This window comes from Bacillus sp. N3378-2at (assembly GCF_033412715.1).
GTDB lineage: Bacteria > Bacillota > Bacilli > Bacillales > Bacillaceae > Bacillus > Bacillus subtilis.
In genome coordinates, this window is record NZ_CP117986.1 from 3,874,587 (window position 1) to 3,888,215 (window position 13,629).

Consider the following 13,629-nt stretch of genomic DNA (forward strand, 5'->3'; position numbering starts at 1 on the left):
CTCTTTTCTCCTAAATTCTAGCCATATCGTACCATTCTTTTGAGATTACGAGAAGGTTAAATTTAGAAGATTCCTCAGTTTTTTCTCGGAATCAGCTTGCTTTGGCATAAGAATCTTTCCGAAGTTTCTGCATGATCCAAAGCATGCAGGCGCCGGCGAAAAAGAGAAACGCCGTGACGTAAAAGGTGGCCGAAATGGTAAAATGGCTCGATATGATTCCCCCGAGCAGAGGCCCGAGCACGTTTCCTAAAAAGCGAAAGCTGACATTGTAGCCGAGAACTTCACCCTGAATGCTGCCGGGAGCCTGAACGCGGATCGCTGCCGTAATGCATGGCAGCAAACCGCCCATCGCCATTCCGAATAAAAATCTGAAAACAAGGAGCACGCTGAGTGAGGACGCGAGCGCCTGCGGAATAAAAAAGAAAGAGGCGGCGAGCAAAAGTCCGATTAAAATGCGGCGGTGGCCGTAGCGGTCGCCCAGATCACCCCATTTTCTAGCCAGCAGCAAACTTCCGAGCCCCGTTGCTGAAAATGCCATGCCGGAGAAAAAGGCAAGATTGACAGGTCCGTGCAGCTCATTTACATATAAAGCGAGCAGGGGCTGGATACTGAAATTGCCTGTTTGAATCAGCATGGTTAACAGCATCATGACCCACAGCGCCGGATGGTGAAAAATATAGGAGAGCACTTCTTTTCTCGAGTATGACGTACGTTTGGCTGTTTTCTCTGCAAGAGGCTTTTCTTTGACACCAAATAACACGAGAAGAACAGACGAGAAAATTACAAAGGATGTGATAAAAAAGGTATACGTAAAGCCGAAACGATCAGCAAGCATGCCTCCCAAAAGCGGGCCGAACAAGCTTCCGGACACTTGCCCCATTTGCAGCGTGCCAAGCGTTTTGCCGGCTGAGCTCTTCGGAGTCTGTGCCGAAATCATCGCAAGAGATGTCGGGATGAATCCGGTTACAAGACCCATTGCCATACGCAGAAAAAACAATTGGTACACCGATGTAACAAAGCCCATGAAGAAAATGCTGAGGGCAATGCCCGTTCCGGTTGCCATAAGGATTTTCTTGTATCCGCGTTTGTCTCCGAACCGTCCCCAAAACGGGGATACCAAAAACGCCATGAGAAATGTAATGCCGAACACATAGCCGCTCCACCTTTGCACAAAGCCGTTTGAAAAAGAGCTGAGCGTCTCAATGTATAAGGAGAGAAAAGGAACGATCATCGTTGTGCTAGCGGAGACAAAAAAGTTCGCCAGCCACACAATGACAAAGTTTTTCTTACGGATAGAAATAACATCACCTTCTTATTATTTCGGGTTCCTTACTAATTATAAAGAAACGATTCACAATTTAAAAGAAACGAAGCGGCTGGGAAAATTCATTATTTTTAGAAAATGAAGAAATGTCGAGAAGGGGAATTGATATACTATAAAGATAGCATTTTCTGATCGGAGGAAAGGCAGGTGTAAAAAGGTGACGACAAACAGCTTACTCATTATTGATTTCGAATTTACAATGCCCGATGGAAAGTACAGCCCTCAAAACTTCTTCCCGGAAATCATTGAAGCCGGAATTGTAAAGTCGATTGATGATGAAGTGGTTGAGACGTTTTCTAGCTATGTTAGACCGAAAAAGTTCCCGAAGCTTACGAAACGCTGCAAATCATTTTTAAAAATAACCCAAAAACAGGTAGACGAAGGAATGAGATTCGAGGATTTCATCCGTAAACTAAACGAGCTGGATCCTGAGAAAAACAGCACAATTATTACGTGGGGAAACATGGATATGAAAGTGCTGAAGCAAAACTGTATGTTTAACCATATCCCTTTCCCGTTTAAGGGAGAAATGAGAGATTTATCGCTTGAATACAAAAACTTTTTTGGAGACCGGACATTGACGGGTTTATGGAAAGCTGCCGAAGAGTATGGAGATTCCGGAACCGGCACCCATCATAAAGCGCTTGATGATGCTCTCACAGCATATAAACTTTTTAAGCTTGTTGAGCAGGATAAGCAGTATCTCGAAAAGCCAAAACCGCCCACAATCGGCGAAAGAATCGATTTAACCGAACTGTTCAAGCGCGCGACGTGAAAAACCCAATCTTTTGTCAGACTGGGTTATGGCTGGTTAAAATATTCTTTTTCTAAAATGTCCAGATTATGAAGGGAGCGCTTTGCCCACTCCGAACCATCCTCATTCAATTTGGCTCTCAGCTGTGCTGTCGCCTCCCGCAGAGATTCGGTATAATCCGGCACTTCACCGTCATAAGGCTTCACCATATGGTGGGGGATATTGGTCTGTTCACCATATGCGAGCGCTTTTCTCTCATGGAAAAATGGCACATCCGCCTGTTTTGGATGATGAAGGTCTCCCTGAGCGGGATGGGTAAGAACCGCTTTCACTTTCACTAAATAATGCTGCAGCCTGCAAGCCGTGATTTCTCCTATGTATACACCTGTTTTGTAAAATCCTTTAACGATAGAGCCTGTCTCAAACGTGCTCATCTGTCATCACCTCGCATTTATTCTATTAAAGTTCCAATCGATTTGCTAGTGAGGAAGATCAGCGGGAAGCTTAATGGTCACCGTAGTGCCTTTTTGGAAGCTGCTGTTAAATGAAATGGTCCCGTGATGATGTTCAATAATGGAAAAGGTTACGGTGAGGCCGAGTCCCGTTCCGTTCGTTTTTAAGGAATAATAAGGTTCGCCGAGTTTTTGCATTTGATGGTCTGTCATCCCGACCCCATTGTCTGTGATGTTAATCATGATCGTATGGCCGTTTCTTTTGGCTGATATGTGGATCATCCCCTTCCCGTGAGGAACTGCTTCAATACTGTTTTTCATCAGGTTGATGACAGCCTGCTTCAGCTTTGTTGCGTCTCCGTATATCAAAAGTTCCGGTTCTGTTTCAGCCTCGACGGTTACTGACTTGTAATTGGCGTACGACACCATAAGGGAGCTTGTCTCTTTGATAAGGGCTGATAGGTCAAAAACCTCTTTTTCGTATAATTGCTGTTTGGCCATATCGAGATAGTTTGTAATAATGCCTTGCGCCCGGTCAAGCTCTGACAGTACAAGCTTTTTGTAATCCGCACTCGACTTGTTTTGTAGGGTTTCGTCATTAAAAAGCAGCTGGACAAACCCGCGGACAACTGTCAGCGGATTCCTGACCTCATGGGCGACGCTCGCTGCCAGTTCACTCACAATCGTCATTTTTTCAGAATGGATAAGCTGTGAGCGCAGGGCGATATTTTCGGCGATGCTTTCGATAATATAGATGCTTAATAGAAGAACACTGGAGCGGAAAAGCCCTGAGACTGCCGCCTCGTAAACGAAAATTCCTGATTTTTGAAAATTTAAAATATTCAAGGCGGATAGAATCCAGCTTGAGGCGAAAAATAGGAAAATCTCCACGCAGCTGATCAATAAAGACAGCAGCAGTTTTTTCGCTTTGGACATGAATGGCCATTTTTTCTGAAATAAGATTGGGATAATGATAAGAAAAGGCAGCAAAGTGAAAACAAACATTGCGGAAGGTTCGTAAAAAAGCAGTTCAAAACATAGGACAGATGCGGCGACTGTAAGTCCGGAAGCGGTACTAATGTAAAATAAACAAATGATAACGGGAATCATCTGAAGGCCGTATTGTATGTAGTCCATTTCATGAATCGGGAAAATAATGCATAAAACGGAGGCGCCGCAGGCGAAGAGCGTGACCAAACCGCTGTTTATTTTTGGCACAAGAATCGCAGGTTTTCCAAGCCAAAACACTTGGTAAAGAAGAATAGGAAACAAAATAAAGCAGATGTGCAGAAGATAGTCTTTTAGAATTTCCATTCGTGTAAAATCCTTTCGTATAAAATATGAATCTATTATAACACTAAATATTAGAAGTAAAATATAAAATTCCTTTATTAAGAACGCCTTTACAAATGAAGACGTAAAGGCGTTTACAGCTATATTTACGATAATGCGGCTTTGATGCGGCGCAGGCCGTCCTGCAGGGTTGCAAGAGAGCATCCCGCGTTCAGGCGCATAAATCCTTCTCCGCCAGGCCCGTATTTCGTCCCGGGCTCTAAAATAACTTTTCCTTTTTTTAGCATTCTTTGCTGGAGCTCTGTATCGGACAAGCCGTAAGCGCTGAAGTCGAGCCAAATCAAGTATGATGCATCCGGCTTCATCATTTTGACCTTTGGCAGCTCGGTGCTCAAAAAGGCTTCCGCTTCGTTCATGTTTTTCTCAATGTAAGTGATCAATTCATCAAGCCACGGTCCGCCTTTTGAATACGCGGCTTCGATTGCAGTGACGGCAAACGCGTTCATTCCGCCTAAACCATTGCGCTGAAGGCTTGCGGAAAACTTGGCGCGCTTCAGGCGATCCGGAATAATGATCGCTGAAGCCTGCAATCCGGCGATATTAAATGTTTTGCTTGGAGCAGCACATGTCACAGAAATATCAGCGAAATCGTCAGAGAGCGAAGCGAACGGCGTGTGTTTGTGTCCGTACAGCATTAAATCGGAATGGATTTCATCCGATACAACTGTTACGCCATGCTCAAGGCACAATTCGCCTAGCTTCAGTAAATCTTCCCGGCCCCATGAACGCCCAGAAGGGTTATGAGGATTGCATAAAATAAACAATGTAACGCTTGGGTCACTAAGCTTCGTCTCCAAATCTTCAAAATCCATTGCATATGCGCCGTCTTCTTCTAGCAGCGGATTATGTAAAATGTGCCGGCCGTTTTTCTCCACCATATGGTAAAAAGGCGTATAAACTGGAGGCTGAACAACTACTTGATCGCCCGGCTCCGTAAAAGCTTGTACCGCCATGCTCAAGGCCGTTACAACGCCGGGGCTGAATGTGATGCTTTCCGGATTCACCTTCCAGCCGTGCCTGTTTTGCATCCATCCGCACACAGCATCCCTCGTTTTTTGATCTGGAGTTGTATAACCAAAAATACCGTGGTCAAGACGCTCTTTTAACGCTTCAGTTATTGCTTCTGGCGCGCGAAAATCCATATCCGCCACCCACATCGGGAGTGCGTCTGTCACGCCAAATAATTCGCCTGTTTTGTCCCATTTGACCGATTGGGTGCCAAGGCGTTCTTCTCGTTTATCAAAGTTCATTCTGTTACCCCCTCATGTATGTTTATTCTTCTAAGCTTCACTATGATAAGATAGAACTGCAAATTTTATTATAAGCGGTGATGAATATGGAAGAAAGTCAAGCGGTCAGGGAAATGATTAAGATCATTGCCAAATGGGACCCGTTTAAATATGGAGAAGAGTTTTACGAAACGGAGGCTGTTGATGTCGTGCAGGCAGTCTATGATGAAGACGATCCCGACGTGCTGGCGAAAAGCATTCAGCAAATATTTGAAACTTCTTTTGAACAAACGCTGCCGATCGACAGCTGCCGGGAAGTGGCTGGCCAGCTTTTATTCATTAAAAACAGCAGCTCCTGCACGCCTTAAAAAAACCGGTTCAGCACCGGTTTTTTTAATTGATAAAATCAGCAATGTGTTCAGAAACAAGTTCAGGCCGTTCTTCAGGCACCAGATGTCCGGTCTGGCCAAGTGAGTACAGCACGGAATTAGGCAAATCTGCGTGCAGCCGTTTACCGATCTCCATTGGGACAATTCGATCCTCCTCGCCCCAAATCAATAGAGCAGGCTTGTTCATTTTCTTCAATTGCTCGGGTTCTAAATCTCCTTCTCTGTGGCGGATAAACCTTGTCATGGCTTTGAAAATCTGCTCGTCCTGAAATGGTCTGCCATAGCCGTCGATCATCTCCTCATCAATCAGCGATTTGTCATGCACCACATTTAATAAATTTTTCATCACGCCTTCTTTCGAGAGCCAGCGTTTGATGTAAAGATGAAAATACGGGATATGGGTCCCGAAAATGATCGTCGGGTGTGAACGTTTTAAATACCCTGAACTGCAAAGCAGCACAACCTTTGAAAAAAGCTCAGGTTTTTGGAGAGCAGCAGACAGCGATATCTGCCCGCCCATAGAATGCCCGACAAGCACAGCCTGTTTCACTTGCAAGTGCTCCAAAATCCCAATGACAAGCTTAGCAAGGTTTTGATAGGTATAGATAAACGTTCTTGATTTTTCAGATTGGCCGAAAGGAGGCAAATCAAGCGCGATGATGTCGTACTTGTCCCGAAGGAGAGGAATTACTTTTCTGAAGCTGAATGCAGATGATAAAAAACCGTGTACGCAGACCAGCGTTTGCCTGCCGGGATTTTGATAATGTTCGTAGTATACATTGACTCCATCGACCGTAAACCGCCTTATTGGTGAAACCGCCTCCATTCTGTGTCACTCCCTTTTTTTGATGGTTGTATTATGCCCTGAAATTGTAAATTCTAGCGGAAGTTTCTCCTCGTTTTTTCTTAGCATTCGTCAAAAAACGTGATATAATGTCATGAGATTTCTTGACATTGCAAAGGTGTGAATCAAATGAAATTGACAGAAAAAGAAACAGAAATATTAGAAATTTTAGACGAAAACAGCCGCGCCGATTTAGAAACAATCGCAAAGATGGCGGGCATCCCTGTAAATGAAGTAAAAACAATTATTGACAAACTGGAGAAAGAAAAGGTTATTATCGATTATTCCGCTATGATTGATTGGCGAAAAGTAGACGGACATGAGGGCGTTACGGCCATGATCGACGTCAAAGTAACGCCGAAGCGGGGCGTCGGTTTTGATGAAGTGGCGGAACGGATTTACCGATTCCAAGAGGTTGAATCAGTTTACCTGATGTCAGGCGTATACGATTTGTCTGTCGTGATTCGCGGCAATTCGATGTCTGACGTAGCGCGTTTTGTTTCGGATAAACTCTCAACGCTTGATTCAGTTGTTTCTACGACAACCCATTTTATCCTGAAAAAATACAAGCATGACGGCAAAGTGTTTGAAACAGGAGACGACGACAAAAGAATCGTGGTGTCACCGTAAATGACTTCGTATTTATCAGACTATGTACAACAAATAAAACCATCCGGCATCCGCAAATTCTTTGATTTGGCGGCAACGATGGAAGGCGTCATTTCTTTAGGCGTCGGCGAGCCTGATTTTGTTACCGCGTGGAATGTCCGCGAAGCAAGCATTCTCTCTCTTGAACAAGGATATACGTCATACACGGCCAATGCGGGTTTATACTCATTGCGGGAGGAAATCAGCCGTTATTTGAGCAACAGGTTTGATCTTAGCTACTCGCCAGATAATGAGCTGATTGTGACAGTGGGTGCAAGTCAGGCTTTGGATATTGCGATCCGCGCCATTGTGAATCCAGGTGAGGAAGTCATCATTCCTGAGCCGTGTTTTGTGGCGTACGATGCGCTTGTTTCTTTGGCAGGCGGTATCCCGGTTCACGTTCATACAACGGCAGACAAAGGATTTAAAGCAACGGCTGCTGATTTTGAAGCGGCAGTCACTGAAAAAACAAAGGCCATTCTCATCTGCTCACCATCGAATCCGACAGGTTCGGTTTATTCGAAGGAAGAGCTGAATGAGATTGCTGAGTTTGCCAAAAAACATGATGTCATCGTCTTAGCCGACGAGATCTACGCGGAGCTGACATATGATGAGGAATTTACAAGTATAGCGGCATTACCGGGAATGAAGGAACGGACGGTAGTCATCTCAGGCTTTTCAAAAGCATTTGCAATGACGGGCTGGAGGCTCGGTTTTGCTGCGGCACCATCCTTGCTTCGGGATGCCATGCTTAAAATTCATCAGTATGCGATGATGTGCGCGCCCGCAATGGCGCAGTTTGCCGCCCTTGAAGGCCTGAAGAACGGCATGGAAGACGTAGAAAAAATGAAAAAAAGCTATCGAAGAAGACGGAATCTGTTTGTAGAATCGCTCAATGAAATCGGTCTCAGCTGTCATCATCCGGGCGGCGCTTTCTATGCTTTTCCATCTATTAAAAGCACGGGAATGAGTTCAGAACAGTTTGCCGAGGAGCTTCTGACGCAGGAAAAAGTGGCCGTTGTTCCTGGAAGTGTGTTTGGTCCGAGCGGTGAGGGTTATATCCGTTGTTCATACGCAACCTCGATTGAACAGCTTCAAGAAGCGTTAGTCAGAATGAAACGCTTCCTGCACAAAACAACATAAAAAAAGATACGAACCTTTTGTTCGCATCCAATAAAAGGGGGGAATACTAGAAAGCCTTTGGTATTTTCAGTTTACCCCCTTTTTGCTGTGCATAAACCTGATTTTTTATAAAAAAGTTTTCTTTGCGGAAATAAGACATGTGTGATATAATTTTAAATTGCGTATAAACAGATATTTAATTTAACTTAGGAGTTGTTATGAATGGCAGCAAAATTTGAAGTGGGCAGTGTTTACACTGGTAAAGTTACAGGATTACAAGCGTATGGTGCGTTTGTTGCATTAGATGAAGAAACTCAAGGTTTAGTACACATTTCTGAAGTGACTCACGGTTTCGTAAAAGATATCAACGAGCACCTTTCAGTTGGCGACGAAGTACAAGTAAAAGTACTTGCTGTTGATGAAGAAAAAGGCAAAATCAGCCTTTCAATTCGTGCGACACAAGCTGCGCCTGAGAAAAAAGAAAGCAAACCAAGAAAACCTAAAGCTGCTCAAGTAAGCGAAGAAGCTTCTACACCACAAGGTTTCAACACATTAAAAGATAAGCTTGAAGAGTGGATCGAAATGTCCAACCGCAAAGACCTTATCAAAAAATAAGCATGAAAAAAAGCACCGGACAGGAATGTTCGGTGCTTTTGATTTCATGCAAAATCCTATTTCAGCGTGATTGATACCCTATCGCATTTCAGGATTTGCTGCTTCTTCACGTGATCTTTCCTCGTTTGGCTTAAATAGCAGACCGAGGTTGATTAAGCCGGCGATTCCGACAAGTCCGTAAATGATTCGGGAAAGAGCTGACCCTTGGCCGCCGAAGATAGCCGCTACTAAGTCAAATTGGAAAAATCCGATCAGTCCCCAGTTAATGGCGCCAATGATGGTTAATACAAGACAAATTCTTTGAATGGTACTCATGTTTTGCAACCTCCTCCATGAATTATTAAAACAGTTATAGATTGTGACATATTGGAGAATCTATACATGCATTCTCCATATGAGGGAAGCTGGCCTGCCCTCGCTTATATCAGCTTCTTTCCCAGCATCTTGCAAAATAAAACCATCTGGTATGCTGATCGGTGAGAGCTGATTGCTTTACATGTGGTGAGGACATTCTGCATAATAAAAAATCTAAGGAGGAGATGTCATGCAAAACTTTACATACTGGAATCCGACCAAATTAATTTTCGGGCGCGGCGAAGTGGAAAGACTTCCGGAGGAACTCAAACCTTACGGAAAAAACGTATTGCTTGTGTACGGAGGCGGCAGCATTAAACGCAGCGGCCTGTATGATCAAGTGATTGAACAGCTGAATAAAGCCGGAGCGACCGTGCATGAATTAGCAGGTGTGGAACCGAATCCTCGTGTGTCGACTGTTAATAAAGGTGTTGCCATCTGTAAAGAACAAAACATTGATTTCTTGCTGGCTGTTGGAGGCGGAAGCGTAATCGACTGTACAAAAGCGATTGCCGCAGGAGCGAAGTATGATGGTGATGCATGGGATATCGTTACGAAAAAGCATCAGCCAAAAGATGCTTTGCCATTCGGAACGGTATTGACTCTCGCTGCGACTGGTTCAGAAATGAACTCAGGATCTGTTATTACAAACTGGGAAACAAAAGAAAAATACGGCTGGGGCAGCCCGCTTGTATTCCCTAAATTCTCGATTCTTGATCCGGTGAATACATTCACCGTACCTAAAAACCACACGATCTACGGGATGGTTGACATGATGAGCCACGTATTCGAACAATACTTCCATCATGTATCAAACACGCCGTATCAGGACCGCATGTGTGAATCACTTCTGCGTACAGTCATTGAAACAGCGCCTAAGCTGATTAATGATCTCGAAAATTACGAATTACGTGAGACGATCCTGTACACAGGAACAATCGCATTAAACGGCATGCTTTCTATGGGTGCAAGAGGGGATTGGGCTACTCATAATATTGAACATGCAGTATCAGCCGTTTATGATATTCCGCATGCCGGCGGACTGGCGATTCTGTTCCCGAATTGGATGAGACACACATTGTCTGAAAACCCTGCCCGCATGAAACAGCTTGCAGTTCGCGTGTTTGATGTTGAAGAAGCAGGTAAAACAGATGAAGAAATCGCACTTGAAGGTATCGATAAGCTGTCCGCATTCTGGACAAGCCTTGGCGCTCCGAACCGTCTTGCTGATTATGATATTAATGATGAGCAGCTTGACACAATCGCTGACAAGGCAATGGCTAACGGTACATTCGGCCAATTTAAATCACTCAACAAAGAAGATGTGCTGTCAATTTTGAAAGCATCTCTATAAAAAAGGGGAAATAGCCGTTTGGCTGCTTCCCTTTTTCTTTTTGTCAACTTATGTTACATTGGAAAATCTGTTTTTTATCAGCATCATTTGGAGGTTTTACTATGGAAAATTTCACTTATTATAATCCGACAAAGCTGATTTTTGGAAAAGGTCAGCTTGAACAATTAAGAAAAGAATTCAAACGATACGGCAAGAATGTACTGCTTGTTTACGGGGGCGGCAGCATTAAACGCAACGGCCTTTATGATCAAGTCACAGGCATTTTAAAAGAAGAGGGCGCTGTTGTTTATGAGCTGTCAGGTGTAGAGCCGAACCCGCGTCTTGCAACAGTGAAAAAAGGCATAGACCTTTGCAGAGAGCATAACATTGATTTTCTGCTTGCTGTCGGCGGAGGCAGTGTGATTGACTGTACAAAGGCAATCGCAGCTGGCGTCAAATACGATGGCGACGCTTGGGATATTTTCAGCAAAAAAGTAACAGCGGAGGATGCGCTGCCGTTTGGCACTGTTTTAACGCTTGCTGCAACAGGCTCTGAAATGAACCCTGATTCCGTGATTACAAACTGGGAAACAAACGAGAAATTTGTATGGGGCAGCAATGTCACTCATCCGCGTTTCTCTATTTTAGACCCTGAAAATACGTTCACCGTTCCAGAAAATCAAACAGTATACGGCATGGTTGACATGATGAGCCACGTATTCGAACAATACTTCCATAATGTTGAAAACACGCCGCTTCAGGATAGAATGTGCTTTGCTGTTTTGCAGACGGTCATCGAAACAGCTCCTAAGCTTCTTGAAGATCTGGAAAACTACGAACTTCGTGAAACGATTTTGTATGCTGGTACAATCGCTTTAAACGGCACGCTCCAAATGGGCTACTTTGGTGACTGGGCTTCTCATACAATGGAACACGCTGTTTCAGCTGTATATGATATTCCGCACGCGGGCGGTTTGGCGATACTGTTCCCAAACTGGATGAGATACACGCTTGATACAAATGTAGGCCGTTTTAAAAACCTTATGCTCAACATGTTTGACATTGATACTGAAGGCAAAACAGATAAAGAAATTGCACTTGAAGGAATCGATAAACTGTCTGCGTTCTGGACAAGCCTCGGTGCGCCTTCTCGTCTTGCTGATTACAATATTGGAGAAGAAAAGCTTGAGCTGATTGCTGATATCGCAGCCAAGGAAATGGAACACGGCGGCTTCGGCAACTTCCAAAAACTGAACAAAGATGACGTGCTTGCCATCCTTCGCGCGTCTCTATAAACTCAAAGGGCGGAATCCAGTCATTCCGCCCTTTCTTCTTGACTTGATTTCACAGATAAGTTCATATAAAGTGAAAGATGAAAACATTATACCGTTATGGAGGGACAAGCAATGACGCATGTACGCTTTGACTACTCAAAAGCGTTGACTTTCTTCAACGAACATGAACTTACATATCTGCGGGACTTTGTAAAAACAGCACACCATAATATCCATGAAAAAACAGGCGCGGGCAGCGATTTTCTAGGCTGGGTGGACCTCCCTGAACATTATGATAAAGAAGAATTCGCGCGCATCAAAAAAAGCGCGGAAAAAATCAAATCTGACTCTGATGTCTTGCTTGTTGTCGGCATTGGCGGTTCTTATCTAGGAGCGCGGGCAGCGATTGAAGCGCTGAATCACGCGTTTTATAACACTTTGCCAAAAGCAAAACGCGGCAATCCGCAAGTCATTTTTATCGGAAACAACATCAGTTCATCTTATATGAGAGACGTCATGGATCTTCTTGAAGATGTTGACTTCTCTATTAATGTGATTTCTAAATCAGGTACGACAACTGAACCTGCAATCGCTTTCCGTATTTTCCGCAAGCTTCTTGAAGAGAAATACGGTAAAGAAGAAGCGAAAGCGCGGATTTATGCAACAACTGATAAAGAGCGCGGCGCATTAAAAACGCTTTCTAACGAAGAAGGCTTCGAATCATTCGTTATTCCTGACGATGTCGGCGGCCGTTATTCAGTTTTAACAGCTGTAGGTCTCTTGCCGATTGCTGTCAGCGGCGTCAACATTGATGACATGATGAAAGGCGCCCTGGATGCGAGCAAAGATTTTGCAACATCTGAACTGGAAGATAACCCAGCATACCAATATGCGGTTGTTCGCAATGTCCTTTATAATAAGGGCAAAACAATTGAAATGCTCATCAACTACGAACCGGCGCTTCAATACTTTGCGGAATGGTGGAAGCAGCTGTTCGGAGAAAGCGAAGGGAAAGATGAGAAGGGCATTTATCCTTCTTCAGCGAACTATTCAACAGACCTTCATTCTTTAGGCCAGTATGTACAAGAAGGCCGCAGAGATTTATTCGAAACGGTCCTGAACGTAGAGAAGCCTAAACATGAACTGACAATTGAGGAAGCGGATAACGATCTTGACGGCTTGAACTATTTAGCCGGTAAAACTGTTGATTTCGTTAACAAGAAAGCATTCCAAGGCACGATGCTTGCCCATACAGACGGAAATGTTCCGAACTTAATCGTTAACATTACTGAGCTAAATGCATATACTTTTGGATACCTTGTATATTTCTTCGAAAAAGCCTGCGCGATGAGCGGTTACCTCCTTGGCGTCAATCCGTTTGACCAGCCTGGTGTAGAAGCGTATAAAGTCAATATGTTTGCGTTACTCGGCAAACCTGGCTTTGAAGAGAAAAAAGCAGAGCTTGAAAAACGTCTGGAAGATTAATGTGAGAAAGCTGACTGGCATTTGCCGGTCGGCTTTTTATAAAATCAGAAAGGTGCTGATGTTCATGAAACAATTGGTTAAACATCTCATCATTGCCGGTTTTTCTGCAGCTATTTTAAGTTTCCTTATCTCCTTTGATGCCGTGTATACAGAGTTTTCTTCAAGCTTTGGCGGCACGCTGTCACATTTTTTCATCCACGCCTTTCTTCTCATTGGTTTGCCGCTTGCCCTTTTTACCGATGCGGTACATCGGATTTTGCATTTAAAACGAACCCATACTCTTTTCACTAAATTAGGACTCTATGCAACGGTTGTTTATGTGTCTTGGGATTCAGCTGTATGGCTTGCAGCGGCAATGGCTGTTTACTTCTTAATTGAATGCGCTTTCTTTCCTGTTGGCCGCGCGAAAGAAACAACGATTTCCATGTAGGCGCCTCTGAATGAAGTCTTGTT

16 protein-coding genes are annotated in these 13,629 nt (G+C 44.0%); 10 read left to right on the forward strand and 6 right to left on the reverse strand.

Annotation, left to right across the window (positions count from 1 at the left end):
• Window positions 1-91: 91 nt before the first annotated feature.
• Window positions 92-1,300 (reverse strand): multidrug efflux MFS transporter, encoded by a 1,209-nt coding sequence (locus PUN35_RS20730; protein ID WP_371929879.1) that lies wholly within the window; start codon window positions 1,298-1,300, stop codon window positions 92-94.
• On the opposite strand from PUN35_RS20730, the gene PUN35_RS20735 reads away from it, so the two are divergent.
• A complete protein-coding gene (locus PUN35_RS20735; RefSeq protein WP_003243502.1) occupies window positions 1,203-1,406 on the forward strand; it encodes a hypothetical protein in 204 nt (67 codons plus the stop codon). The two genes, PUN35_RS20730 and PUN35_RS20735, sit on opposite strands and share 98 nt — an antisense overlap.
• A 75-nt stretch (window positions 1,407-1,481) precedes the next feature.
• Window positions 1,482-2,099 (forward strand): 3'-5' exonuclease KapD, encoded by a 618-nt coding sequence (gene kapD / locus PUN35_RS20740; RefSeq protein ID WP_014480688.1) that lies wholly within the window; start codon window positions 1,482-1,484, stop codon window positions 2,097-2,099.
• A 26-nt stretch (window positions 2,100-2,125) separates the two neighbouring features.
• On the opposite strand, the gene kapB is transcribed toward kapD, so the two are convergent.
• The 3 genes from kapB to patB form a co-directional block, all read right to left on the reverse strand.
• Window positions 2,126-2,512, reverse strand: a complete 387-nt coding sequence (gene kapB / locus PUN35_RS20745; RefSeq protein ID WP_014480687.1) for a kinase-associated lipoprotein KapB — start codon at window positions 2,510-2,512, stop codon at window positions 2,126-2,128.
• 45 nt (window positions 2,513-2,557) lie between these two features.
• A complete protein-coding gene (gene kinB, locus PUN35_RS20750; protein ID WP_014480686.1) occupies window positions 2,558-3,844 on the reverse strand; it encodes a sporulation sensor histidine kinase KinB in 1,287 nt (428 codons plus the stop codon).
• Between the two features lie 125 nt (window positions 3,845-3,969).
• Complete coding sequence (patB, locus tag PUN35_RS20755) at window positions 3,970-5,133, reverse strand: cystathionine beta-lyase PatB (RefSeq protein WP_014480685.1); 1,164 nt, start codon at window positions 5,131-5,133, stop codon at window positions 3,970-3,972.
• Between the two features lie 86 nt (window positions 5,134-5,219).
• Between patB and PUN35_RS20760 the strand changes: the two genes are divergently transcribed.
• A complete protein-coding gene (locus tag PUN35_RS20760) occupies window positions 5,220-5,480 on the forward strand; it encodes a YugE family protein (RefSeq protein WP_014480684.1) in 261 nt (86 codons plus the stop codon).
• Between the two features lie 25 nt (window positions 5,481-5,505).
• Here PUN35_RS20760 and PUN35_RS20765 read toward each other — a convergent pair whose 3' ends face one another.
• Window positions 5,506-6,327, reverse strand: coding sequence for an alpha/beta fold hydrolase (locus PUN35_RS20765; protein ID WP_014480683.1), 822 nt, complete (start codon window positions 6,325-6,327; stop codon window positions 5,506-5,508).
• A 147-nt stretch (window positions 6,328-6,474) separates the two neighbouring features.
• On the opposite strand from PUN35_RS20765, the gene PUN35_RS20770 reads away from it, so the two are divergent.
• The 3 genes from PUN35_RS20770 (at window position 6,475) to yugI (ending at window position 8,730) form a co-directional block, all read left to right on the forward strand.
• Window positions 6,475-6,975, forward strand: a complete 501-nt coding sequence (locus PUN35_RS20770) for an Lrp/AsnC family transcriptional regulator (protein ID WP_009968070.1) — start codon at window positions 6,475-6,477, stop codon at window positions 6,973-6,975.
• The gene (locus PUN35_RS20775; RefSeq protein ID WP_003228862.1) at window positions 6,976-8,136 is read left to right on the forward strand and encodes an aminotransferase; all 1,161 of its coding nucleotides are present in this window, start codon (window positions 6,976-6,978) and stop codon (window positions 8,134-8,136) included.
• Between the two features lie 201 nt (window positions 8,137-8,337).
• Window positions 8,338-8,730 (forward strand): S1 domain-containing post-transcriptional regulator GSP13, encoded by a 393-nt coding sequence (yugI, locus tag PUN35_RS20780; RefSeq protein ID WP_003228864.1) that lies wholly within the window; start codon window positions 8,338-8,340, stop codon window positions 8,728-8,730.
• 78 nt (window positions 8,731-8,808) lie between these two features.
• Here the strand turns inward: yugI and PUN35_RS20785 are convergent, their stop codons facing one another.
• The gene (locus PUN35_RS20785) at window positions 8,809-9,045 is read right to left on the reverse strand and encodes a DUF378 domain-containing protein (protein ID WP_003220771.1); all 237 of its coding nucleotides are present in this window, start codon (window positions 9,043-9,045) and stop codon (window positions 8,809-8,811) included.
• A gap of 229 nt (window positions 9,046-9,274) precedes the next feature.
• Between PUN35_RS20785 and PUN35_RS20790 the strand changes: the two genes are divergently transcribed.
• From PUN35_RS20790 to PUN35_RS20805, 4 genes are all read left to right on the forward strand, one after another.
• Complete coding sequence (locus PUN35_RS20790) at window positions 9,275-10,438, forward strand: iron-containing alcohol dehydrogenase (protein WP_003228869.1); 1,164 nt, start codon at window positions 9,275-9,277, stop codon at window positions 10,436-10,438.
• A gap of 101 nt (window positions 10,439-10,539) precedes the next feature.
• Window positions 10,540-11,712, forward strand: a complete 1,173-nt coding sequence (locus tag PUN35_RS20795) for an iron-containing alcohol dehydrogenase (RefSeq protein ID WP_014480682.1) — start codon at window positions 10,540-10,542, stop codon at window positions 11,710-11,712.
• Window positions 11,713-11,823: 111 nt separating this feature from the next.
• A complete protein-coding gene (locus tag PUN35_RS20800) occupies window positions 11,824-13,176 on the forward strand; it encodes a glucose-6-phosphate isomerase (RefSeq protein ID WP_323709574.1) in 1,353 nt (450 codons plus the stop codon).
• Window positions 13,177-13,234: 58 nt separating this feature from the next.
• Window positions 13,235-13,606: a hypothetical protein gene (locus PUN35_RS20805; protein ID WP_072175168.1), complete on the forward strand. Its 372-nt coding sequence runs from the start codon at window positions 13,235-13,237 to the stop codon at window positions 13,604-13,606.
• Window positions 13,607-13,629: the final 23 nt, after the last annotated feature.

What these genes read in the sequence shown, in the direction of transcription:
- PUN35_RS20735 (WP_003243502.1), top strand. Translation starts at nt 1,203, where the DNA reads ATGTATAAGGAGAGAAAAGGAACGATCATCGTTGTGCTAGCGGAGACA.
- kapB (WP_014480687.1), bottom strand. Translation starts at nt 2,512, where the DNA reads ATGAGCACGTTTGAGACAGGCTCTATCGTTAAAGGATTTTACAAAACA.
- kinB (WP_014480686.1), bottom strand. Translation starts at nt 3,844, where the DNA reads ATGGAAATTCTAAAAGACTATCTTCTGCACATCTGCTTTATTTTGTTT.
- patB (WP_014480685.1), bottom strand. Translation starts at nt 5,133, where the DNA reads ATGAACTTTGATAAACGAGAAGAACGCCTTGGCACCCAATCGGTCAAA.
- PUN35_RS20760 (WP_014480684.1), top strand. Translation starts at nt 5,220, where the DNA reads ATGGAAGAAAGTCAAGCGGTCAGGGAAATGATTAAGATCATTGCCAAA.
- PUN35_RS20765 (WP_014480683.1), bottom strand. Translation starts at nt 6,327, where the DNA reads ATGGAGGCGGTTTCACCAATAAGGCGGTTTACGGTCGATGGAGTCAAT.
- PUN35_RS20770 (WP_009968070.1), top strand. Translation starts at nt 6,475, where the DNA reads ATGAAATTGACAGAAAAAGAAACAGAAATATTAGAAATTTTAGACGAA.
- PUN35_RS20775 (WP_003228862.1), top strand. Translation starts at nt 6,976, where the DNA reads ATGACTTCGTATTTATCAGACTATGTACAACAAATAAAACCATCCGGC.
- yugI (WP_003228864.1), top strand. Translation starts at nt 8,338, where the DNA reads ATGGCAGCAAAATTTGAAGTGGGCAGTGTTTACACTGGTAAAGTTACA.
- PUN35_RS20785 (WP_003220771.1), bottom strand. Translation starts at nt 9,045, where the DNA reads ATGAGTACCATTCAAAGAATTTGTCTTGTATTAACCATCATTGGCGCC.
- PUN35_RS20790 (WP_003228869.1), top strand. Translation starts at nt 9,275, where the DNA reads ATGCAAAACTTTACATACTGGAATCCGACCAAATTAATTTTCGGGCGC.
- PUN35_RS20795 (WP_014480682.1), top strand. Translation starts at nt 10,540, where the DNA reads ATGGAAAATTTCACTTATTATAATCCGACAAAGCTGATTTTTGGAAAA.
- PUN35_RS20800 (WP_323709574.1), top strand. Translation starts at nt 11,824, where the DNA reads ATGACGCATGTACGCTTTGACTACTCAAAAGCGTTGACTTTCTTCAAC.
- PUN35_RS20805 (WP_072175168.1), top strand. Translation starts at nt 13,235, where the DNA reads ATGTTCATGAAACAATTGGTTAAACATCTCATCATTGCCGGTTTTTCT.